Genomic DNA, 1304 nt, shown 5'->3' with positions numbered 1-1304 from the left:
CTGCACGGTGCGCGGGGTATCACCGTCGTTCAGGGCGGCCTCGGCCAACTCGACGACGTACATGCCGGGGCCGGTCTCGTCGACGGCCACCTTCGGCGTGGCCGCACGGTTGCCGCCGGGTCGGCGGTCGGCCCCGTCGGTCAGGGTGACCGACTTGTCGGACCCGGCGGTGAAGTAGCCGGCGCCACTGCCGTTACCCGGCGACCCCGAGGGTGCCGCCAACGCCGTTCCCGCGACACCGGTGGTACCGGTGATCAGGGCGACGACCAGCGTAGGTATCGCCAGTCTTCGCAGCCTGTTTCCGCTCGTGCCTGTAGCCACGAGGCTCCTTTCGGTTGCTCCCTTGTGGAGCTGTTCATCGATCGCGACCCGCTCATGGGAGCGCTCCCCCACCTAAGCCGCCGATGGTTAATCGATGGTTTGCGCGGTGTTACGGATCGCCGGTGCGTATAAGATCACGTTCTGCCGGCCGCGCCTAGATCATGTTTTTCCGGACGCCGTGGGAGCAGGGCATACACCCCGGTCAGGGCAAGTCCGAGCCGCAGCGCCATCGGCACCCCGACCGCCGCCCCAAGGCCTGTTCCACAAGAACTGGCCTCATGAAAGGCCTTAGTCGGACAGGCCCGCCGGCACGGGCACCTCGAGGTACGCCAGGAGGGCGGCGACCTCACGGTCGAGTTCCCGGCCCACCTCGTGGATCGCGTCCACTCCCGACGAGCCGAACGCGTGACTGGGTTGCTCGATGACGAACCGCGCTCCGCCGTCGGGTCGGTCGCTGATCAACGTGCGCAGGGGCGCGTACAGCATGACCGTCGGGTCGTACCGGAACATCCGCTCGGCCGTGGTGTGGTTGCCCATCAGGTATTCGACGCAGTGCCTGGTGTCGCCCGCGAGGTTCATCATCGGTCGCAGGTCGCCGCTGCTCCAGGTAGCGCCGTTCGGCCCATCCGCGCTCCATCGGGCTCCCTCTCTACCTGGCGGGCGAGTTCCCCGAACCTAACAGCAAGAGTCCGAAATGCGAGTTTAGTATCTACATACTACTGATCTGACCGGGGACGGGGTGACTGGTGAACGGCGCGGAAGCACTGCTGCGGACGCTCGTCGACGGCGGCGTCGAGGTGCTCTTCACGAACCCCGGCACCACCGAACTGCACCTGGTCGGGGCACTGGAGGCGGTTCCCGAGCTGCACGGCGTGCTCGCTCTCTTCGAGGGCGTGGTCAGCGGCGCGGCCGACGGTTACGCCCGGATCGCGGGTAAGCCCGCCGCGACGCTGCTGCACCTCGGGCCCGGACTCGCGTACGGC

General features: G+C 67.7%; 3 protein-coding genes. 1 reads left to right on the top strand and 2 read right to left on the bottom strand.

Features of this window, described 5'->3' with window-relative positions:
• A partial coding sequence (locus ABZ749_RS35340; RefSeq protein WP_357235785.1) for a hypothetical protein occupies window positions 1-321 on the bottom strand: 321 nt, incomplete at its 3' end.
• 288 nt (window positions 322-609) lie between these two features.
• Window positions 610-903, bottom strand: a complete 294-nt coding sequence (locus tag ABZ749_RS35335) for a hypothetical protein (protein ID WP_357235783.1) — start codon at window positions 901-903, stop codon at window positions 610-612.
• Between the two features lie 164 nt (window positions 904-1067).
• Between ABZ749_RS35335 and ABZ749_RS35330 the strand changes: the two genes are divergently transcribed.
• Window positions 1068-1304: thiamine pyrophosphate-binding protein (locus ABZ749_RS35330; protein ID WP_357235780.1), on the top strand; the 237-nt coding region annotated here is incomplete at its 3' end.

It is taken from the genome of Micromonospora sp. NPDC047753 (assembly GCF_040642735.1).
Classification (GTDB): Bacteria; Actinomycetota; Actinomycetes; order Mycobacteriales; family Micromonosporaceae; genus Micromonospora.
This window is presented reverse-complemented; position numbering and strand designations above follow the sequence as displayed.

Coding starts and splice junctions, on each gene's coding strand:
- ABZ749_RS35335 (WP_357235783.1), bottom strand. CDS start 903: ATGATGAACCTCGCGGGCGACACCAGGCACTGCGTCGAATACCTGATG.